Genomic DNA, 20,672 nt, shown 5'->3' on the forward strand with positions numbered 1-20,672 from the left:
AAAAATATTGCCCGCATCATATACAAGTATGCAACAACTGCCCAGTCTGACCAGATCAGGCGATAGCTTCTGCATCCTGAGTTTTAATATCAGCACAGCCCTGTAATGGCACAGCACAGTCACCACCGGCATGCTTGGCTCGATACATAGCCATATCAGCCCGCTGAATAAGATGATCTACCGGCTCACTGCCGTCTGTTGAGGCCACCCCCAAACTCATCGACAAACAAATCTCACCCTCCGCAGCAAACTCCGGAGAATAAAAGCAACTGGCATTAAAACGCTCACGAATACGGTTTGCTGAATTCATACTGTGCTCAGCATCAGTATTAGGCAGCAATACCATAAATTCATCGCCACCATATCGAAATGCTAAGTCAGAATCCCTGATTGTATCTTGCAACAACTGCCCCATTCGCCGAATAACCTGATCACCTTCAAGATGCCCAAGCCGGTCGTTTACCTGCTTAAAACCATCCAGATCGATACAAATCAAGCTAACACGACCGCCATATCGCTTGGCCCGCTCCATTTCTTTTGACAATCGCGAATAGAAATAGCGCTGATTATAAAGACCGCTTAAGTCATCAGTAATCGATTGCTTTTTAAGATTTGCTTCAAGGCTTTTCTGCTGCGTCAGATCATGAAAGAAACCAATACTGCCACGACGATCACCATCTTTGACAAGGGAAGCCGAAAGCCGGATAGGAATCCGCGTTCCATCATGAGAAAGAATAGCTGTCTCATAGCCCTCCAACTTACCTGACGCCCCTAAACGACTTGACAACATCGTCAGCATAACTGCACGGGCATCTGCTTCACTGGAATACAATGCACGAATATGCATCTTACCCACTACATCATCAGCCTGATAACCTAACAATTTCTCTGCAGCCGGATTAAAAACCGAAATAACTCCCTTACCATCAACGGCAATAATCGGATCTGGGCATATCGCGGTAATTTCACTTAACACAGTAGTATTTCTCATAGGTTATCCGATACCTGAAAGTTCTAAACAGTGTATAGAGTCAAACAACACAAACATGTGTACCAGGCAGAAAAAACAACTTTCTGCTCCAGTTCCTTGTTATCTATCAGGCTATCGAAAGGACAGGGCTGAACATCAGATGGCGCATTAAGGGCGTAATGGAAACATAATCACTCCGCCACTGCACCTCGTTGATTACCCATAATGACAGTAATGGTATTAATTTTCCGTTCAGCAAGCAGAATCAATTAAAAATATAAAAAGACAACTAGATCAAAGTTCAAGAAAACACAGCAAGAGAAGAAGACAGGGAAACAACAAAAATAGTTAGAAATAGCGTGAAAACTTACAGAAACTGCAACAAGAAGAGCCAGAAGCTAAGAGGAAATAAAAAGATAAAGTGGCGGAACGGACGGGACTCGAACCCGCGACCCCCTGCGTGACAGGCAGGTATTCTAACCAACTGAACTACCGCTCCGCAGCGATAAGCTTGTTTAGTGGTGGGCGTGGAGAGGCTCGAACTCCCGACATTCGCCTTGTAAGGGCGACGCTCTCCCAACTGAGCTACACGCCCACTAAACAAAGTTGAAGATTTTAGACTCTGCTTCAAGAGCTTCTCTTCATAAGAAGAGTGGCGGAACGGACGGGACTCGAACCCGCGACCCCCTGCGTGACAGGCAGGTATTCTAACCAACTGAACTACCGCTCCGCAGCGATAAGCTTGTTTAGTGGTGGGCGTGGAGAGGCTCGAACTCCCGACATTCGCCTTGTAAGGGCGACGCTCTCCCAACTGAGCTACACGCCCACTAAACAAAGTTGAAGATTTTAGGCTCTGCTTCAAGAGCTGCCGCTTCTCAAGAGAAGTGGCGGAACGGACGGGACTCGAACCCGCGACCCCCTGCGTGACAGGCAGGTATTCTAACCAACTGAACTACCGCTCCGTTTAGTGGTGGGCGTGGAGAGGCTCGAACTCCCGACATTCGCCTTGTAAGGGCGACGCTCTCCCAACTGAGCTACACGCCCACTAAACAAAGTTGAAGATTTTTGGCTCTACTTCAAGAGCTGCCGCTTCTCAAGAGAAGTGGCGGAACGGACGGGACTCGAACCCGCGACCCCCTGCGTGACAGGCAGGTATTCTAACCAACTGAACTACCGCTCCGTTTAGTGGTGGGCGTGGAGAGGCTCGAACTCCCGACATTCGCCTTGTAAGGGCGACGCTCTCCCAACTGAGCTACACGCCCACTAAACAAAGTTGAAGATTTTAGACTCTGCTTCAAGAGTTTCTCTTCTTAAGAAGAGTGGCGGAACGGACGGGACTCGAACCCGCGACCCCCTGCGTGACAGGCAGGTATTCTAACCAACTGAACTACCGCTCCACTCTATAGTGTTCGATTTGATGGTGGGCGTGGAGAGGCTCGAACTCCCGACATTCGCCTTGTAAGGGCGACGCTCTCCCAACTGAGCTACACGCCCTCAAATCGAGAGCCGAATTGTAAGGATTTTACGTGCCTTGTCAAACATTTATCCGAAATTATTTCACAGCCGTCACTAAGTAATTTATTCGCGATTTACCGAACTACACCCTGCCCGATATTTTCTAACTAATTCAATTAGTTCAACTTTATGCTGCAGGAATAGAATGACCGACATTCATTTATCCCCAGAACCCTTTATACTGAGCCCATCACTTAGGGGAAAGACACTACATGCAAACAGCAGACAACCTACAGAAACAGATTGATCAGTTCATCCAATCCAGCATTGAACTGCAACACAGCACTCACGGCCGGCTACCCCTGACACTGGCCGATACAGACTGGCCTTCTGCCTGCTACCAAGAGTCCCCTGCAAATACTGAAAGCCACCAGGTATGGCAACCCATTCAGCAAAACAGCTACGCAGAAGATATGTTTGATCGTCTGGAAGAAGCACTTGGGTACAAAGTTCATCCTGATATTCGCACTTGGTACAGCAGCTACTGGTCTGATCCAATCCCTGCCCAGTGCTCTGAAGGCGACCTTAGCCTGCTATTCATCTGGAGCGAAAAAGACTGCGAACGTTTAAGAGGCAACCTGATTGGTCACCTGCTCAACAAACAAAAGCAACGCCATCCGCCAAGCATCTTTTTTGCCTGTACAGAGCCCGACGGTGATCACTACCTGAGTATCGATAACGACAGTGGAGAAGTCTGGCTGGAACTTCCGGGCCGCCCGGCAATCCGAAAGATAGCAGGCTCATTAAGTGAATTCCTCACGACACTGACGCCTTTACCTATCCCTGACACGGAGTAATCAGTTATGCGTTTTTTAATGATGTCTGTATTCGCCTCATTATTGCTACTAAGTGGCTGCAGCAAATTTCAGCCCCACCAGGTAGACCTGCAAGCCCTGCACCCCAAAATTGATACCAAGCAACGCTTACCTGAAGGCCTTACAGTTGAAGTTGAAACCCGCGACCTGCGTCCAGACAGCCTGATTGGTTACCGTATCAGTCGCCTCAGTGACCGTGCTCCTGTAGAACTGGCTCTGCCAGCCAACATGCAAATCAATCAGGGAGCTAAAGTTGCACTGGTGAAACTCGACGCAACACCGGTCGCCAGTAATGCTGAAGTTAAACTGGTACTGGTCCTCACTGATCTGAGCTATTCCGCAACCGTAGAAGCACTGCAAACAGTGACAGTTAAAGCCGGTCTCGAAGTAAAAGCCAGCAAATACAACCGCAGCTACACCGGCAACTACAACAGCCAGAAGCAACACCAGTTTGTCGCTACTCCGGATCTTCAGGAAAATCAGGCCATCGTTCAGGAAATCATTCTTGAAACGTTAAGTCGCGCCTTCAGTGACCCTCAGCTACTGGATTTCATCTCACAATAAAACAGCTAAGCAAGGCAGCGAAATAACCTTACAAAGCTCTTCTCCAACAAACAAAAACAGGCCTGATGGCCTGTTTTTTTTGTTTTACTGATTTGACCTTAACTCACTCGCTAAGCTGGGCACTCCAAAACATCACCATTACTCGCCGACAGCGCTATATTTTTAGCAAACAAGCTTCTTCAGTGAAGATCACCAGCCGACAGTGTAGGACAGCATTCTGCTGATATGCGCCAACGGTCTGCCTGACTCCTGTTGCCAGGCATTAAAAGCATTTTGCACCAATACCAGATCCCGCTTCGCCGTCGGAGCCTTATCAATAACCCCCTGAGCCTTGAGCGCTGCGACTACATCATCCGTCAGCAAAAAAGTATCTTTACCTATCTGCCGAAGAAAATAAGCTGCTGAGCGCCCTCCCAGCTGCTGCCCTTCCTTCTTCAAAAAAGCCCAAAGCCCTACAATATCTTCTGTTGGCCAGTCAGCCAGCATCTTTGCAAAGCTGCCATGATCATCGCCATAATTAACAATCATTGTGGCATTTATACGCACCGCTTTAATCTTCCCCCAGTGCCGGATGATCTTGTCATTCTGCATCATATTTTCCAGCTGCTCATCACTCATCAGGGCAATTTTATGCGGCGCAAACCCCCAGAAAGCTTCTTCGAACGCAGGCCACTTTCCATCCACCAGAGAATGCTTCAACCCTGCCCGAAAAATTCTTCGCGACATTTCTGAAAGTACCCGGTCATCCCCCAGCTCAGCCAGATACTCAGGCGACTGCACAACAGGCATCAGACTTTCCAGATCATGCCCGGCCTTATGTGCGCTGACATGCTCATAAATCCACTTAAATGACTTCACTCAGCCATCCTCTTTCTCAGTAAAACCCAGGGAAACTGAATTGATGCAATAACGCAGTCCAGTCGGCGCAGGACCATCAGGAAAAACATGGCCTAAATGCGCACCACAACCATTACACACAACCTCTGTACGGACCATACCGTGGGAAACATCACGATTTTCGCCAATACAAGCGTCATTCGCCGGCTGGTTAAAGCTCGGCCAGCCACAACCGGCATCAAATTTAGTATCAGAAACAAACAGCTCTTCACCACAACAAACACACTGATACTGACCGGCAACAAAATGCTGATCGTATTCACCGCTATGTGGTCGCTCTGTGCCTTTCTGACGACACACCCGATATTGCTCAGGGCTCAGCTCTGACTGCCACTCAGCTTCACTGCGCTGACGTGGATATTTGTTTTCACCCATTGAAATTCCCCTGTTTTTTTACGCTCAACTACTGTTTATGGACAGGCCAAATGCAGTATGATTCAAAACCTTGTTTTGATCGCCCAAAGTTAAACTTTAGCGTCCCGTGCATAAATTAAAATAATTAACTATTTCAGCCACTTACTCATCGTGGCCACCAAGGATAAATAAAGATGTCTACAATCCGCAAATCCAACAAGCTGATCAACGTCTGTTACGACATACGCGGACCGGTACTTCAGGAAGCCAAACGCCTTGAAGAAGAAGGCCAGCGGATCATCAAACTCAATATAGGCAACCCTGCCCCGTTCGGCTTTGACGCACCTGAAGAAATCATTCAGGACGTCGTACACAACCTGCCAACTGCGCAGGGCTATTGTGACTCAAAAGGCCTGTTTTCGGCCCGCAAAGCAGTCATGCAGGAAACCCAAAAACGTGGTATCAAGAATGTCACCATCGAAGATATTTATCTGGGTAACGGTGTCAGCGAACTGATCGTGATGGCAACTCAGGGCCTGCTCAATGATAATGACGAACTCCTTATACCTGCACCTGATTACCCATTATGGACAGCTGCCGTAAGCCTTGCCGGCGGTACACCTGTGCATTATGAATGCGATGAAAGCCAGGACTGGGCACCAAGCATTGCTGACATGCGCAGCAAAATCAGCGATCACACTAAAGGAATTGTGGTCATCAACCCCAATAACCCTACCGGTGCCGTATACCCACAAGCAGTACTGGAACAGATTATTGATCTGGCACGTGAATTCAACCTGATTATTTTTGCCGATGAGATTTACGACAAAATCATCTACGACGAAGCCAAACACATTCCACTGGCTAGCCTCAGCGATGATGTTTTCTGCATCACATTTAACGGCCTGTCAAAAACCTACCGTGCAGCAGGGTTCCGTTCCGGCTGGATGACCTTGAGCGGGCCTAAGCATCACGCCAGAGATTACATCGAAGGTCTGGATATGCTGGCCAGTATGCGCCTGTGTGCAAACGTTCCGGCGCAACATGCCATACAGACAGCACTGGGCGGCTACCAGAGCATTAAAGAATTGATTATTCCTGGTGGTCGTCTTTATGACCAGCGCGAACTTGCATATCGTGAAATAAATGCAATTCCCGGGCTTTCCTGCATTAAGCCACAAGGGGCGCTATACTTGTTCGTCAAAGTCGATCCAGAGGTATATCCGGTTTTCAATGACGAGAAGCTGGCACTGGATTTATTGTTGCAGCAAAAAGTACTGATCGTACAGGGAAGCGGCTTCAACATGCCGGATACTCAGCACTTCCGCCTCGTATTTCTACCCAGGGAAGATGAACTCATGGATGCTATTTCACGTATCGGAGAATTCTTCCGAAACTATTCAGAATAACTGAATAGGCTTTCGCTCTGATCCACTGCCGGTAAATCATTACCGGCAGCTATACCTGTCCACAGCACTTCCACATAATGAAAACAGCCTTTAACGCGGCAATTCGCTTTCCCTTACCGAACAGCGTAAGATTTTTATCATATAAGCCAGCTATACTTCTTTAGGCTTTATCGCTGACGCATTATTAACATTCAGCATATTCAATCCACCAGCAACTGGAAGCACTATGTTTATAAAGATCAAAAAGAATTGCGGTATTTTTATGGAACACAACGGTATGGAGAAAAATCATATCATTCCGGTCACCAGTAACTTTCTGATCAACCTCAACCATGCAGCAGAAATTTCCTTCTACACAATCAAAGAAACTAAAACTAAATTTGACCTGGAAAACCACGAAATCAACGTACCGCCACACACTCGCGTCATCCACATGCAAATGACCTATCGCCACTCAAGCACTAAAGAACGCATCGGCGACACTAAAGGCAGCATCGTTGAACGTAACTACTACAAGTTCTATTTCATGCCTGAAGAAATGGGACAATACGAACAACTGCGTGGCCACATTGAAAACCACGTCCTGAATCTGTAATCAGCACAAAAAACACAACAGTCTCTGCTATGGCTGGGAAATCAGCCCATAGCAGAGCACTATTTTTCAAAATTCCGCATATTTCTCTTCAGCACACCCACACAAGCCTCCGACTGTAGCACATGTAAACAAACGTAAGTTTTTTTCACTGACCACCTCCCATAATGAGATTATATTTGCTTGCAAAACAAGCCTCTTCGTATTTATCTATAACCGTCAACTCAATTACTTACGTGATTAGAAACGGATATTCGGCCACGCTTATCTGGTGCCAATAAACCGCATACACTGAGTTGGACAACGAATTATAAGATAGCCTGTCACAGATTAAGGAGCGGCTATGGAAGTCAGCGAATTATTACAACAAACTCACAAATTACCGAATGTACCGGACGTGGTACGTGAGCTGATCCAACAACTGAACAACCCGAATGCCGACTACGGTGAAATCAGCGAAAAGGTCTCTAAGGATCAGACCATGTCACTGAAAATATTACGCCTGGTTAACTCTGCTCATTTCGGCCTGAGCCGCAAAGTATCTTCAATCGACGAAGCCGTCGTAATGCTGGGTATGACTCAGCTAAAAACACTGGTTATCGCATCAGGCCTGGCAGGTTCTGTCAGCGAAGTTGAAGGCCTGAATCTTAAGGAATTCTGGTCACAGTCATTCCGCATTGCCACTATCGCTAAGTGGTATGCAAGCAAAACTGACTCAGTTGATCCCGACGTCGCTTTCACCATCGGCCTGATTCATAACATTGGCCGCCTGTTACTGCATCTTACCAAACCAAAACTGGCTGAGGCGATTCAGGCACGGGTGAAAGAAGCAGGCACCAGCCGCTCTGCGGCAGAAATGGAACGCCTGAATTTTACGACACCTGAAGCTGGTCAGGCATTACTGGATATGTGGAAATTTCCTGCTGAACTGGGACAAGCGGTTCGCTACCACAAGAACCCAATGGAGGCTGAGCCACCTAATGCAGCATGTGCAATTACCAATATCGCCTGCTACCTGAACGCTTGTATACGCAGCAACCGAAGCGTTGAGGAAACAACCGCACGCTTCCCAATGAAAGTAGCATCACTGGCAGGCCTGCCAGCAGATATTGCCAGCAGCTGTGAAGAAGCTATGACGCTGGAGTCCGGCCTGGACGGCCTGGCGGGCTAACTGATTCTAAGTTACTGAATTCAGGCTGCTGGACCCGGCAGCCTGAACCTTCCTCATAGAGTCCATTCATCGACTATTAAATAGATTTTTTCAAAGCAGCTTTTTCAAACTATTTGTTCAAACTGTTTTTTTCGAACAGCAGGACTTTAAGTGCCCGCTCGGGGTCCGCATCTGGAAAATCCTCAGGATTAGCAAGACGTTCAACGAACCTGAATTCCGGACAATACTCTGCCATTAAATCCAGCAGGAACTGACTATCCAGCTCAGGTGAGTTCAGGCAACTCAGTACTCTGGCATTTTCACAGGTCAAATCAGGTAAACGCCGTAACACCTTTAAATAATCCTTCGTCGCCACGAAACTGCCCTTTTGAAAACTTGGCGGATCGATCACTACCAGATCATAAGGCCCTTCACGTTTTAATTTGCCCCAGGAGCGAAATAAATCATGTGCAAAGAATTTAACTTTACTCATATCATGCCCGTTCAGACGATGATTCTCGCGACCGGTATTCAGTGCAGGACTACTCATATCAAGATTAACAACTTTGGCAGCACCACCTGCCAGAGCAGCGACTGAAAACCCGCAAGTATAGGCAAACAAATTCAGGACTCGCAAACCTTTACTCTGCTGCTGCACCCAGCGGCGACCTTCACGCATATCCAGAAACAGACCACTGTTTTGGTTTCTCAGAGGCTGCATCCAAAACTGCAAATTCCCTTCAGTCACAGCTAACCGCTGCAACTCGGTTTCCGGCGCCTGCCAACATACTTTAATACTATCTTCCCGCAGATAGCGATACTGAATAACCAGCGTCTCCGGTTTGTAAACCGGATGTTCAGCAAAAAATGCCACCAACTGATCAAGCTGCTGCTCCGGAATCTCGCTGAACAGACGGATAATAATTAATGGCGGTAAGCGGTCAATAACCACATCTTCAAAACCACTGAAACACTGCCCGCGCCCATGAAACAACCGGGTAACTTCACCCTTACGCTGGGTAAACTGCTGTTCTATATACTCAAATACAGCCTGCATATCATCCTACTCTGAGCAAATCGCCAGCACCCATAAATATGCAATGTCAGCGTCTTCGAATTGTAATTTCTGGCGATTATAGTCATCTGATACAGGCCACACCAGCCCGGACTTATTTCGCCGGTACGCTTGAAACTTAACCCAACCGCCTATATCTAAAGAACAACTTCTAACGCTTACTGAAATGGCTATAACTCGCCGCAGTAAAACGTTCCACATAGCCAGCCAAAGGTTATATACCATGCGTATCGTACTTTTCCTTCTGACCAACTTAGCTATTATTTTGGTTGCCAGCATTACCCTAAGCCTGTTGGGCGTAGGCTCCAGCCTGCAGGCTAACGGCGTTGACCTTGATCTCGGCAACTTGCTGATCATATGCGCCGTTTTCGGCTTTATAGGCTCTTTTATCTCATTGCTGCTATCCAAATTCATGGCAAAGCGCTCTACGGGCCTGCAAATGATCGAACAGGCCAGCAATGCTGACGAACAGTGGCTGTTAGACACTGTTCAGGAGCTTTCTAACGAAGCAGGCATAGGTATGCCTGAAGTCGGTATATTCCCTGCAGAGCAAGCTAACGCCTTCGCAACAGGCTGGAATAAAAACAACGCACTGGTAGGCATCAGCCTTGGCTTGCTGCAACGCTTCCGCCGGGAAGAAATTCGTGCAGTTCTGGCTCACGAAATCGGCCACGTAGCGAACGGTGACATGGTCACCCTGGCTTTGATTCAGGGTGTCGTGAATACCTTCGTGATGTTTTTTGCCCGCATCATTGGCCACTTTGTTGACCGGGTCATTCTGAAAAACGAAGAAGGCCATGGCATTGGCTACTTCATCACATCCATCATTGCTGAACTGATTTTGGGCGTACTGGCTTCCACCATCGTCGCCTGGTTCAGCCGCCGTCGTGAATTCCGCGCTGATGAAATGGGTGCCCGCCTGGCAGGTAACTTTGCGATGATTGGCGCCCTTCAGCGCCTAAAAGCTGAATACGAAGTGCCTGATCAAATGCCAGCGACCATGGCTGCCTTCGGCATCAGCAGCCATCTCAAGCAGGGCTTTATGGCCGCATTTGCTACCCACCCACCTCTGGATGACCGCATCGCAGCCCTTCAGAAATAACCCGAACAGCCTTAACACAAGCCCTGTATTTACGATTTGTAAAACAGGGCTTTTTTATGTCTGCAGCAAAGCCTGTAGCAAATAAATACCGTACCACTCAAATTATTCTCTCAACGAATATCACATCATACTTTTATAAAAAAAAGTTCTTTAACCTCTCCCAGAATTTTGTTCCATAATCAGATAAGACTTAAAGAGCCATGCCATTTTCGGCTAACGGCATTTTCACCAGCTATCGGACTTTAACCGAGGTTTTTTAGCATGAATGAAAAAACTGCTATCGAAGAAGAACTGGAAAACATCGACGCCGACTCAAAAGACACTGAGCTGTCGACTGCTGAACAACAATTTTGCCCGGACACGGAAAAACGCCGCCGCATTGAAGCAATGCGTGAACAGCGTGAACTGGAACGTGAGCTTAGAGAATTCTTTGACGATTAACCTGCAACAGGCACTTTTTTCCTGATGCATAAAATCGTCATCGTTCAGTCATACGCCGGTCACAAAAACGCGGTTTTATATGCCTGAGACGCCATTACGGTGAAACAGACAATAAGATATAAAACACAGCGGAACCATTCAGTTATGAGCAGCAAAATCCGTCTTGACGACCTTTCCAGCGAAGCCCTTGATGATATGGATAACAGCTTCTTTTCAGAAGAGAAGCAACAACGTCCGAAAAAAGCGAAAACTAAACGCAAACGCCAAATGATCGAAGATTACATGGAAGAACGCCAACTGAAACGTCGTATCAGTGACGGCTTTGAATGGGCTTGAATGACTTCACAGACAAACCCTCTCAGTTAAAGCAGCGTTAGCGCTGCTTTATTCTGTCTGCAATGCGGCTTCTTTGCGCACTGCGTGCTTTTGCACCCGTAGCAGTTTTATTACCAGCTGGCTTAGCTTGCTGCTGCCCCGCCTTTTTCTGTGCTGGCTTCTGCTTCTTTGCAGTCTTAGCAGAATAAGGTGTTACTGGCTGATACCCCTTAGATACCTGCGATCGATCAGAATCCGTAGGTTTTGCTACTGGTTTACGCTTTGACACTTCCTCTTCCGCAACCAGACATTCATTACCACGGCCGATCAGCTCTGAGCGCCCCATTTCTTTCAACTTGGCACGCAGCTGTGGCCAGTTTTCTTTATCGTGATAACGTAGCAGCGTTTTATGCGCCTTACGCTGTTCGGTTTCTTTAGGAATGTACATACGGTCACTCTTATAAGTAATCTGCTTCAGCGGATTCTTCTCAGAATGATACATAGCCGTAGCCAGTGACATAGGGGACGGATAGAAGGTCTGTACCTGATCTACCTTCAAGTCGTTGTTCTTCAGCCACAAAGATAAGCTCAGCATATCTTCATCATCACATCCCGGATGGGCAGCAATGAAATATGGAATCAGATATTGTTTCTTGCCAGCCTCTCGGGAAAAACGGTCAAACATATTTTTGAAGTCATAATAGGTATCCATACCCGGCTTCATCATCTTACTCAGGGTATTTGGCTCACTGTGTTCCGGGGCTATCTTCAGATACCCACCCACATGATAAGTCACCAGCTCTTTTACGTATTCAGGGTCGCGGACAGCCAGGTCATATCGCAGACCGGACGCAATAGCCACGTTATGAATCCCCTGCACTTTACGCGCTTTACGATACAGCTCAGTCGTCGGGCTATGATCAGTATTCAGATTCTTACAGATAGTCGGATATACGCAGGAGAGCTTACGACAGTTCGACTGAATTTCATCATCATTACAATTGAGGAAATACATGTTAGATGTCGGGCCACCAAGATCAGAAATAGACCCGGTAAAGCCCGGTACTTTTTCTTTAATATCTTCGATCTCATTAATGATCGACTCATGAGAACGGCTCTGGATAATCCGGCCTTCATGTTCAGTAATAGAACAGAAGGTACAACCACCAAAACAACCACGCATGATATTGATCGAAAAACGTATCATGTCATACGCCGGAATTTTCGCCTTACCGTACATAGGATGCGGCACCCGCTGGTACTGCAATCCGAAAACACCGTCCATTTCTTCTGTGGTCAGCGGAATTGGTGGCGGGTTAACCCACACTTCACGGTTACCATGCTTTTGCATTAACGCACGGGCATTGTGAGGGTTAGACTCCTGGTGTAATACCCGGGAGGCATGAGCATACAAAGCCGGATCTTTCGTTACCTTATCGAATGAAGGCAAACGAATATAGGTCGTCTCAGATTCAAGTTTTTCTTTACGCTTGAGCGGCATCGGCACAATTTTAATAGGTGCCTCAATTTGTGATAAATCATCCGGAGTTGTGCCACAGGCAGTACTGTCATCAGCACCGTTTTCCTGATTACCAAAATCATACGGGTTAGGTAACTTATCAATATTGCCTGGCCAGTCAATCCGGGAAGAATCCAGCTCTACATAGCCCTGTGGTGGCGCCTTGCGCAAATGCACAGTGCCACGCATATTCCATATATCATCAAGTGACTTGCCTTCAGCCAGAGCATGGGAAAGATCAACAATTGCCCGTTCGGCATTGCCGTACAGCAGAATATCTGCCGTTGCATCAATCAGCACTGAACGCCGTACTTTATCACTCCAGTAATCATACTGAGCAATACGTCTTAAACTCGCTTCTATACCACCAATTACAACCGGTACATCACGGTAAGCTTCTTTACACCGCTGACTGTACACAATCACCGCACGGTCCGGACGCTTACCACCTTCACCACCAGCGGTATAAGCATCATCATGACGCATTCGCAGATCAGCCGTATAACGGTTAATCATGGAATCCATATTGCCCGCCGTCACACCGTAATACAGGTTCGGCTTACCCAGCGACTTAAACGGCTCAGCACTGCGCCAGTCAGGCTGTGCGAGAATACCAACACGAAACCCCTGCGCCTCCAGCAAACGCCCCATAACGGCCATACCAAAGCTTGGGTGATCCACATAAGCATCACCGGTAACAATGATAATGTCGCAGCTATCCCAGCCAAGCTGATCCATCTCAGCACGGGTGGTCGGCAAAAACGGTGCCGGACTGTTACTTTTAGCCCAGTATGGCGGGAAGGAAAAAATATCGGGAGCGTGTATTCTCATGGCGTAAAGCAACTGCTGCGTCGTAAGTAGCCGGCTATTGTCGCAGAAACTGCGACTAACGGCCAATAAACCGACAGTTAATCTGGCGTCCAATGATCTTTATTCAATGATAGAATAGAGGTTCTAGAAATGATTACTGAGCCAAATAGAATGAATCGTGAACGTCCAACTCCACCCGGCGACTATGAATGTTGCGAAAGCGCTTGTTCACCTTGCGTGTGGGATACCTATTACGAAGACCTCAACGCCTGGAATACAGAACAGAAAGCACTGAAAGAAGCCGAAGCAAAGCAGACAAACAATGCCGAGACAGAAGCTTAAAAGCGTTCGAACACGAACAGTGTCAGCACCACCAATCCGGACATTCCCAACATATACGGCAAATTCCAGCGCATAATTTGCATACCGTCGATGCCGTATTTGCCCTGTATAGATATATTCATCCCTGACAGTGGTCCGGCCGCAGATCCCAACGCCCAACTGGACAGAAAGATAATTCCCAGCATGCTCTGATCCGGCTGTAACGGCATCAATAGCGGTCCGATAATCGAAATACCAATCACCGGATGTAAACCAGACACCGCCAATGCCATAATAAAGGCATAACTCAGACTGGCAGTTAAGGCATTAAATTCACTGAACGGCAACAATGACTCCTGGCCTGCCAACACACTCTGCAAGCCAAAACTGAACACCCCCGCAGATAAAAACAGCACCACTTCGTTAGTCATATTGGCCAGACGACCATGCACATGGCTACGTAACTGCAGCACCATCCCTCCGCGTTTTAACAACGTCAATATACAAATTAACGGAGCAGAAAGTGTAATGATGAACAATATTGATAACTGGGGATACAAATAGTGAACCACCAGCACTGCTACCGCCAATAAAGTTGGCAACCACAGGCTATTCAGGCGTAACGGGTAACCTTCAAAGCGTTCATTTTCTGACAACTGGCGCACAGCAAAAAAAATAATCACTAAAGCAGCCACAGCCAGACAAGCACCACTCAGCATCAGCTCCGACAGTTTCGCCTGCGGTGCATAGGTAAGCGCCACCCCCATAGCTGCAAAGAAAGGTGACCAGAAAGCCGCCGCTGAAAATGCCCTTGTCAGTGCAACCACCTGTGCACGACTTAACGAACGGCGCTGAGATAAGCGATCCCCCAGTATAAATAACGCCGACAGGTTAATTACTGCGCCAAAGAAATGCACACCTAACAAAGTACCAAGTATCGAACGCTTACCGGTCGGCAGCTGCTCGCCTTCTGCCAGACTGGGCTGACTGACCAGCCCCAGAAAACTCACCGCAACCAGCATAGAAATCAGCGCAATATTACCCTTGAGTAAACCTGTAAAATCAACAGAATGACTAAATAATCCGGCAATTACTGCTGCGCCCAGGCCAATACCCGATAACACCAACGCCTGCAAACGGTTACGCGGTGTCATATTCCGCCAGGATAATCCGGAAGCGCACCAATAGCACAGTCCGGCAAACAGCAAAAAACCTTGATGCCATAATGCCAGCGGTGTACTCATGACACCGAGTAATACACAGATACCCCGTATATTCTGACTCTGACTGACAACTGGCGCATCATTAGCTGCGCTGTTGGTATCCGACATAATGCTTCAGTCCCTGACGAAAAAAGCCTTGCGACCCAAAGGATCGCAAGGCTTTCAGTATTACAAATTAAGACAATTAGTGGTGATGACCGCCAGCACCGTGAGCATGGCCATGCTCCAGTTCTTCAGCAGAAGCATCACGTACTTCAACAACTTCAACATCAAAGTTCAGCACCTGGCCTGCCAGTGGGTGATTACCATCAACCACAACTGTTTCATCAGTAACAGAAGTAACAACAACTGGCTGCTCACCCCAAGGTGTCTGCGCCATGAACTGCATACCCACTTCAATAGTGTCGATGCCTTCAAATGCAGTACGTTCAACTTCCTGAATCAGCTCTTCATTCGGCAGGCCGTAACCTTCTTCAGCAGATACTTCAACCTGCTGCTTATCACCTGCTGACTTACCCGTCAGTGCATTTTCAAGACCCGGTACAATATTGCCCTGACCATGCAGGTACGCCAAAGGCTCACCACCAGCAGAAGAATCCAGTACTTCACCTTCTGCATTCGTCAGAGTGTAATGAATCAGAACAATTTTATTGTCAGCAACTTGCATGTTTTTCTCTCACTTATGAGGACAAAACAGCAAAACGCTGCTGAAGGCCTCAGTAAATTAATTGACCCGTACCCTAACGGTATCGGCATGCAGTATATAATGCCGACGCCCCCAGCCTGTTTCAAGGGCTTAGCGTGGATTCTACGCAATATAATCAGCTGCCAGCTCCCTGGTAAGTACACCGGCATCAATTAACCGGCAGCCGCTGCGATTCTGCCCTGCCCACAATGGCGAAAAATCTGCATTGCCGATGGCTTCCGCAGCACTGCGTAATGGCGCCAGCGCAGCTGTTGCCATTGGAAAAGGTGGCGCATCCTGACTGATCGGTCCTAACTCTTGCATGGCCCGGTTTATAATCCCTCTCGCCGGGCCACCGGAAAACACATTAGTCAGTGCCGTATAGGTATTCTGATCCTGTAATGCCTGCCGGTGCAATGTACTGGTCTGTGCCTGATCACATAACAGATATACAGTTCCCAACTGCACACCCGCAGCGCCTAACTGCATTGCGGCACGAATACCGGCCTGATCACAGATACCACCAGCAGCAATAACGGGTACATCAACTTCAGCGACTAACTGCGGTAATAATGCAAAAGTGCCTGACTGGGTATTCATATCGCGGGTCAGAAATATACCCCGGTGACCACCAGCTTCTAATCCCTGAGCAATAATGGCATCAACACCTTTGTCAGCCAGCCAGCGTCCTTCTTCAAACGTTGTTGCACTGGCGATAACTTTCGCCCCCGTCGCTCTCACCCGGGACAACAAATCTACGTCTGGTAATCCGAAATGGAAACTCACCACTTCAGGACGGTATTTCTCAATCACCGCTGCATGATCTGCATTAAAAGGGGCACGTCCGCCAGCGGCTGCCACAGGCTCAACGTTTAATTCTTGATAGTAAGGCTGTAAACGCTGCTGCCAGCGCTGTAACTGCTGTTCTGTGACAGGTAAAGGATCATGCGCAAAAAAATTAACATTGACCGGACGATCTGTCGCTGCACGAATTACAGCCAACTCAGCATCTATTGTTTCAGGGGTTAACATCGCACAAGGCAATGAACCCAATCCACCGGCATTACACACAGAAATCGCCAATGCACTGCCCTGTACACCAGCCATCGGGGCCTGAATAACAGGCAAATCAATACCAAACAAATTTCGAATATCAGTCATCGATGCAGTCTCCCTCAGCAGTCTATTTGCAGGTCAGCAAGCATTACACAAGACGCGCCCGCGCTACAATCAGTCAATAGTCTTCAGGCTATATGGTAAAGCTTTCCGCAGAGCCTTTAGCAAGGCTTCACGATAAAACACTCAGTATTTAAAGCGCGTTAAATCATTCTCGTAAAATACAGCCACTGCTATCCATTACAGCTCCACCGTTAGCAATAGCTATACAGATCCGTTAAGCTGCGACCTGTTCGGCGTGCCAGCTAAACCCATTACTATTACTGAATCAGAATATATCTATGTCTTTCGCTAATCTGGGGCTCAATGACACTCTGCTAAGTGCACTACAAGAGCAGAGTTTTGATACTCCAACACCCATCCAGCAACACGCCATTCCTGCCATATTACAAGGTAGAGATCTGCTTGCTGCCGCTCAGACGGGCACAGGTAAAACCGCAGCATTTGCGCTGCCCATTTTGCATCAACTGGATAACCGGCAGGCTTCGGCTGGGCAGACACTGGCACTGATTCTGGTACCTACACGGGAACTGGCTAGTCAGGTAGCCAGCAACATTCAACACTTAAAACCTGAAACATTACGCTGTGAAATTCTCATTGGTGGCGTACCCCGCGAACCTCAGTTGGAGGCACTGGCAACAGGCGTTGAAATTCTCATTGCAACACCTGGCCGCTTACTGGACTTATACGATCAAAAAGCTGTCAGCTTTAATCAGCTAAGCTATCTGGTATTGGATGAAGCGGACCGCATGCTGGATTTAGGCTTCAGCCCGGAAATTAACCGCATACTGAACGCCTTGCCGGAGCAACGCCAAACACTGCTGTTTTCCGCCACATTCAGTGATGCTATCCGGGAGCTGGCAAAGAAGCGCCTGAATTCCCCTGCAGAAATATCTGTTAACCCGGCTAATAGTGCAGCAAAAACCGTTAAACACTGGCTCTATAGCACAGATAAAAAACGTAAAGCAGAACTGCTTACCGAACTTATCCAGACTGAACGCTGGCGCCAGACATTAGTCTTCACAAAAACTAAAAAAGGTGCGGATGCACTTGGCCAGATTCTCTATGAAACAGGTATTAACTGCGCGGTAATTCATAGTGACCGCAATCAGCAAGCCAGAGAAAAAGCATTAAATTCATTTCAGGCTGGCAGAGTCTGGGTTCTGATTGCTACTGATGTCGCATCCCGTGGCCTGGATATTCATCAGTTACAGCAAGTAGTGAACTTTGATTTACCTGGTCAGGCAGAAGACTACATCCACCGCATAGGTCGTACCGGACGAGCCGGTAAACAGGGTCAGGCAGTTTCTCTGGTCAGTGCCGATGAATTTCCTCAGCTACAGGCAATTGAGCAATTACTGGGTAAGAATATCGAACGTCGTGAAATCGCCGGGTTTGAGGCAGACCACCGTCTGCCATTATTTGATAAACAAAATGCCAGTAAACAGTCGCCAACAGATAACAAACCATCGAAGAATACAGCCAAAAAGCCAGCATCAAACAAGACAAAAGCTAAACCAGGTCAGCAAACGAAAAAAGCAGCAAAGGGAAAAAACAAAGAAAGCGCTTCAACAAAAAATACGACTATTGGAACGGAACAAACTAAAACAACAAAACGGCCACGCCCAAGCTTTAGTAAGCGCTAAGACCTATACAGTTAAGCACTCACAGTCGACGACATGTATCAATAGACCAGAAAACGCAGAACTCAGGCGATTGCCATCTGCTCATCATCAATAGCAAAAGTCTGAGTTTCCAGATGCGAAGCAGCAAACTCCAACGCAGGAACCGGACGACCATATAAATATCCCTGTCCGCAGTCGCAACCCTCTTCCAGAATAAAGTCATTCTGTTCCTGAGTCTCAATACCTTCAGCAATAACATTAAGCTTAAGCTTCTTCGCCATGGCAATAATCGCCCGGGCTAGCTCACGGTCCTGCTCACTGTTATCCAAGTGCGCTATGAAACCACGATCAATTTTCAGTGTATCAAACGCATACTTTTGCAAATAACTCAGCGACGCATATCCGGTACCAAAATCATCCAGCGATACACCTACACCAATTCGCTTCAATGCATTAATTACCCGGGTAGCCTGATATTCATCCTGCATCAGTACACCTTCAGTAATTTCCAGCTCCAACATGCTTGGCGGTAACTGAAACTCAGCCAGCAGATCAGCAACATAGCGTACCAAACCGGTATCCCGGAATTGCACAGGTGAAATATTCACCGCCATCCGCATCGGGTATTTATACAAACGGTACCAGTTAGAAATCTGTTCAATTGCAGTACGTAAAACGAAATTACCAATATCATTAATCTGGCCGTTGCGCTCAGCCAGACTGATAAACTGATCTGGCCGAACCTGACCAAGCACCGGATTAAACCAGCGTAATAATGCTTCTGCACCCAGTAATTTACGGCTTTCAGTCGCGATTAGAGGCTGGAAATGCAGACTAAACTCATTATTTTTCAGTGCATCAACCAAGTGAGATTCAAGCCTGCAACGCTCATCAAGCGCCAGCTGCATACTATCGGTGAAGAAAGTGTATGCACTGCCAGACACCTTACCCAGGTTCATTGCTGCACCAGCTTTCTTAAGTAAGGTAGATGCATCCGGGCCATCAGCCGGCGACATCGCCAGCCCCATTTTAATTGGTACAGTAATATTCTGCTGATCAATTACCAGCGGCTGGTTCAGGCTATGACTTAACCGGTTAGCTAAACGGACTGTTAATTCTTCAATCCGTGAGGTCACAAGTAATACAACAAACTCATTACCGGTTACCCGGGCCACATAGAAATTACCAGCCAAGTCATGACGCAAACGGTCACTGACCGTTTGCAATATCTGATCACCGACCAGATAGCCATAACTGTCATTAATGGTTTTAAAGTTCTGCAGGCCAATATATAAAACTGCAAACTGCTGGTTCGTGTTAACCGCAAGAATGTGTTCCATATGGCTAAGGAGTGCCGCCCGGTTAGGCAGCCCGGTCAGTGCATCATAACGCTGCACATATTCCAGCGTTTGCGCCATCGACGCACGGTTATCAACTTCCTTAGAAAGCTGGCCACGCAACTCAGTTAATTCTTGCTGCTGGCGTTCGTGCAATTGCGTCAATACTTCATTAGCAGCCTCAAGCCTGGCCTGACGGGCCATACTGTCGAGATCAGCTTCTATGGTTTTCTGGAAACGAGCCAGTAATGAGCGAATATTGTCGGCGTAATTATTTTCCCGGCTATCAAGAATACAGATAGTGCCGAATACCTGACCACAGGGCCAGTAAAGTGGCAACCCATAATAAGAAACCATCCCGTGCATTTCTGCCAGACACGCCTGCCATTCAGGGTGCTGAGCAATATCTGCAACATGCAATGGATTCTCATGACGGACAAATGCCTGGCATAAACTCCCCCGTACATCATGGCTTCCCTTGCTGAACGGGTTCGTCTGGTTATCACTGGCAACGAACACTTGAAGTTCTTCGCCCTGATCCCGGATTATCAGCACCGCCGGTATACTGGCGATTTCAGAAACTAAGTCTACGGTTTGCTGCCAGCCTGCCAGTATCGAATCGGGTACTACAGCTGTTCTAATATCAACCGACATATTTTATCTATAAATTCCACTCTCTCTTACGTTGCTACTCAAACGTAATTGACATTATTCGGAGGCTTATTAAAACACTTATTTCAAATAGGAAAACCGTCCCGTTCACCATTTTAAGCACAG

The 20,672-nt window shown here is 47.4% G+C and carries 19 protein-coding genes and 10 tRNA genes; 10 read left to right on the forward strand and 19 right to left on the reverse strand.

The annotated features are described in order from the left end of the window. Positions 1-55: 55 nt before the first annotated feature. From OCU49_RS14890 to OCU49_RS14940, 11 genes are all read right to left on the reverse strand, one after another. Positions 56-991: a GGDEF domain-containing protein gene (locus tag OCU49_RS14890; RefSeq protein ID WP_261841352.1), complete on the reverse strand. Its 936-nt coding sequence runs from the start codon at positions 989-991 to the stop codon at positions 56-58. Between the two features lie 401 nt (positions 992-1,392). Continuing rightward, positions 1,393-1,469 (reverse strand) — tRNA-Asp (locus OCU49_RS14895). 20 nt (positions 1,470-1,489) lie between these two features. Further along, positions 1,490-1,565, reverse strand: a tRNA-Val gene (locus OCU49_RS14900). Positions 1,566-1,623: 58 nt separating this feature from the next. Beyond that, a tRNA-Asp gene (locus OCU49_RS14905) sits at positions 1,624-1,700 on the reverse strand. A 20-nt stretch (positions 1,701-1,720) separates the two neighbouring features. Then, positions 1,721-1,796 (reverse strand) — tRNA-Val (locus OCU49_RS14910). 59 nt (positions 1,797-1,855) lie between these two features. Next, positions 1,856-1,932 (reverse strand) — tRNA-Asp (locus tag OCU49_RS14915). Between the two features lie 6 nt (positions 1,933-1,938). Next, positions 1,939-2,014, reverse strand: a tRNA-Val gene (locus OCU49_RS14920). Between the two features lie 59 nt (positions 2,015-2,073). Beyond that, a tRNA-Asp gene (locus OCU49_RS14925) sits at positions 2,074-2,150 on the reverse strand. A gap of 6 nt (positions 2,151-2,156) precedes the next feature. After that, positions 2,157-2,232, reverse strand: a tRNA-Val gene (locus OCU49_RS14930). 58 nt (positions 2,233-2,290) lie between these two features. Further along, positions 2,291-2,367 (reverse strand) — tRNA-Asp (locus OCU49_RS14935). Between the two features lie 21 nt (positions 2,368-2,388). Continuing rightward, positions 2,389-2,464 (reverse strand) — tRNA-Val (locus tag OCU49_RS14940). Positions 2,465-2,697: 233 nt separating this feature from the next. Here OCU49_RS14940 and syd point away from each other — a divergent pair. Further along, positions 2,698-3,282, forward strand: a complete 585-nt coding sequence (syd, locus tag OCU49_RS14945; RefSeq protein WP_261841353.1) for a SecY-interacting protein — start codon at positions 2,698-2,700, stop codon at positions 3,280-3,282. A 6-nt stretch (positions 3,283-3,288) separates the two neighbouring features. Further along, complete coding sequence (locus tag OCU49_RS14950; protein WP_261841354.1) at positions 3,289-3,864, forward strand: YajG family lipoprotein; 576 nt, start codon at positions 3,289-3,291, stop codon at positions 3,862-3,864. Positions 3,865-4,053: 189 nt separating this feature from the next. Here the strand turns inward: OCU49_RS14950 and OCU49_RS14955 are convergent, their stop codons facing one another. Together OCU49_RS14955 and msrB are read right to left on the reverse strand one after the other, a co-directional pair. Then, positions 4,054-4,722 carry a DNA-3-methyladenine glycosylase I gene (locus OCU49_RS14955; RefSeq protein WP_261841355.1) on the reverse strand — a complete coding sequence of 223 codons (669 nt, stop codon included), beginning with the start codon at positions 4,720-4,722 and terminating at the stop codon, positions 4,054-4,056. Further along, positions 4,723-5,136 carry a peptide-methionine (R)-S-oxide reductase MsrB gene (gene msrB / locus OCU49_RS14960; RefSeq protein ID WP_261841356.1) on the reverse strand — a complete coding sequence of 138 codons (414 nt, stop codon included), beginning with the start codon at positions 5,134-5,136 and terminating at the stop codon, positions 4,723-4,725. 173 nt (positions 5,137-5,309) lie between these two features. On the opposite strand from msrB, the gene OCU49_RS14965 reads away from it, so the two are divergent. The 3 genes from OCU49_RS14965 to OCU49_RS14975 all read left to right on the forward strand — a co-directional run bounded on the left by OCU49_RS14965 (position 5,310) and on the right by OCU49_RS14975 (position 8,287). Continuing rightward, on the forward strand, positions 5,310-6,524 hold the full coding sequence (locus tag OCU49_RS14965) for a pyridoxal phosphate-dependent aminotransferase (RefSeq protein ID WP_261841357.1): 1,215 nt from the start codon (positions 5,310-5,312) through the stop codon (positions 6,522-6,524). A 226-nt stretch (positions 6,525-6,750) separates the two neighbouring features. After that, positions 6,751-7,119, forward strand: coding sequence for a hypothetical protein (locus tag OCU49_RS14970; protein ID WP_261841358.1), 369 nt, complete (start codon positions 6,751-6,753; stop codon positions 7,117-7,119). A gap of 340 nt (positions 7,120-7,459) precedes the next feature. Further along, positions 7,460-8,287, forward strand: coding sequence for an HDOD domain-containing protein (locus OCU49_RS14975; RefSeq protein WP_261841359.1), 828 nt, complete (start codon positions 7,460-7,462; stop codon positions 8,285-8,287). Positions 8,288-8,396: 109 nt separating this feature from the next. On the opposite strand, the gene OCU49_RS14980 is transcribed toward OCU49_RS14975, so the two are convergent. Next, positions 8,397-9,323, reverse strand: coding sequence for a class I SAM-dependent methyltransferase (locus OCU49_RS14980; RefSeq protein WP_261841360.1), 927 nt, complete (start codon positions 9,321-9,323; stop codon positions 8,397-8,399). Between the two features lie 241 nt (positions 9,324-9,564). Here OCU49_RS14980 and htpX point away from each other — a divergent pair, with 241 nt between their 5' ends. From htpX to OCU49_RS14995, 3 genes are all read left to right on the forward strand, one after another. Continuing rightward, positions 9,565-10,443, forward strand: coding sequence for a protease HtpX (htpX, locus tag OCU49_RS14985; RefSeq protein WP_261841361.1), 879 nt, complete (start codon positions 9,565-9,567; stop codon positions 10,441-10,443). Between the two features lie 261 nt (positions 10,444-10,704). After that, a complete protein-coding gene (locus OCU49_RS14990; RefSeq protein WP_261841362.1) occupies positions 10,705-10,884 on the forward strand; it encodes a PA3496 family putative envelope integrity protein in 180 nt (59 codons plus the stop codon). 144 nt (positions 10,885-11,028) lie between these two features. Continuing rightward, positions 11,029-11,220, forward strand: a complete 192-nt coding sequence (locus OCU49_RS14995; protein WP_261841363.1) for a PA3496 family putative envelope integrity protein — start codon at positions 11,029-11,031, stop codon at positions 11,218-11,220. 37 nt (positions 11,221-11,257) lie between these two features. Here OCU49_RS14995 and OCU49_RS15000 read toward each other — a convergent pair whose 3' ends face one another. Next, a complete protein-coding gene (locus OCU49_RS15000) occupies positions 11,258-13,549 on the reverse strand; it encodes a YgiQ family radical SAM protein (protein ID WP_261841364.1) in 2,292 nt (763 codons plus the stop codon). A 150-nt stretch (positions 13,550-13,699) separates the two neighbouring features. Between OCU49_RS15000 and OCU49_RS15005 the strand changes: the two genes are divergently transcribed. Continuing rightward, entirely contained in the window at positions 13,700-13,870 is a 171-nt protein-coding gene (locus OCU49_RS15005; RefSeq protein WP_261841365.1) for an oxidoreductase-like domain-containing protein, read from the forward strand. Here the strand turns inward: OCU49_RS15005 and OCU49_RS15010 are convergent. The 3 genes from OCU49_RS15010 to OCU49_RS15020 form a co-directional block, all read right to left on the reverse strand. Further along, positions 13,867-15,180 (reverse strand): hypothetical protein, encoded by a 1,314-nt coding sequence (locus tag OCU49_RS15010; RefSeq protein WP_261841366.1) that lies wholly within the window; start codon positions 15,178-15,180, stop codon positions 13,867-13,869. The genes OCU49_RS15005 and OCU49_RS15010 overlap by 4 nt on opposite strands. Positions 15,181-15,256: 76 nt before the next feature. Beyond that, positions 15,257-15,739: an FKBP-type peptidyl-prolyl cis-trans isomerase gene (locus OCU49_RS15015; RefSeq protein WP_261841367.1), complete on the reverse strand. Its 483-nt coding sequence runs from the start codon at positions 15,737-15,739 to the stop codon at positions 15,257-15,259. Between the two features lie 141 nt (positions 15,740-15,880). Continuing rightward, positions 15,881-16,918, reverse strand: coding sequence for an NAD(P)H-dependent flavin oxidoreductase (locus OCU49_RS15020; RefSeq protein ID WP_261841368.1), 1,038 nt, complete (start codon positions 16,916-16,918; stop codon positions 15,881-15,883). 296 nt (positions 16,919-17,214) lie between these two features. On the opposite strand from OCU49_RS15020, the gene OCU49_RS15025 reads away from it, so the two are divergent. Continuing rightward, positions 17,215-18,579, forward strand: a complete 1,365-nt coding sequence (locus OCU49_RS15025; protein WP_261841369.1) for a DEAD/DEAH box helicase — start codon at positions 17,215-17,217, stop codon at positions 18,577-18,579. A 62-nt stretch (positions 18,580-18,641) separates the two neighbouring features. On the opposite strand, the gene OCU49_RS15030 is transcribed toward OCU49_RS15025, so the two are convergent. Beyond that, positions 18,642-20,549, reverse strand: a complete 1,908-nt coding sequence (locus tag OCU49_RS15030; RefSeq protein WP_261841370.1) for a sensor domain-containing phosphodiesterase — start codon at positions 20,547-20,549, stop codon at positions 18,642-18,644. Between the last annotated feature and the right edge of the window lie 123 nt (positions 20,550-20,672).

Source organism: Aliamphritea ceti, assembly GCF_024347215.1.
GTDB classification, from domain to species: Bacteria; Pseudomonadota; Gammaproteobacteria; order Pseudomonadales; family Balneatricaceae; genus Amphritea; species Amphritea ceti.